The organism is Bradyrhizobium sp. CCBAU 45394, from assembly GCF_028128655.1.
Taxonomy (GTDB): Bacteria; Pseudomonadota; Alphaproteobacteria; order Rhizobiales; family Xanthobacteraceae; genus Bradyrhizobium; species Bradyrhizobium diazoefficiens.
Genome location: NZ_LBIX01000039.1, coordinates 1 through 436, shown reverse-complemented (window position 1 = coordinate 436; position 436 = coordinate 1). Strand labels below are relative to the sequence as shown.

The window sequence follows — 436 nt, the reverse complement described above, 5'->3', positions numbered from 1 at the left end:
TCAAGTTCCCGGACCGCGTCGTGGTCGGCACCTCCGACGAGCGTGGCCGCAAGGTGATGGGCGACATCTATCGCCCGCTGTCGCTGAACCAGGCGCCGCTGATGTTCACGGCGCGCCGCACCGCCGAGATGATCAAATACGCTGCCAACGCGTTCCTCGCGACCAAGATCACCTTCATCAACGAGATCGCGGACCTTTCCGAAAAGGTCGGGGCCAACGTGCAGGAGGTCGCGCGCGGCATTGGCCTCGACAACCGCATCGGCACCAAGTTCCTGCATGCAGGTCCCGGCTTCGGCGGCTCGTGCTTCCCGAAGGACACCAAGGCGCTGATCAAGATCGCGCAGGACTACGACGTGTCCTTGCGCATCGTCGAATCCGTGCTGGCCGTCAACGAGAACCGCAAGCGCGCGATGGCGCGCAAGGTCAGCCAGGCGCT

The 436-nt window shown here is 64.4% G+C and carries 1 pseudogene; it reads left to right on the top strand.

Going from position 1 to position 436, the window contains the following annotated elements:
• A pseudogene (locus WN73_RS11565) lies at positions 1–436 on the top strand (UDP-glucose 6-dehydrogenase); the annotation flags it as partial.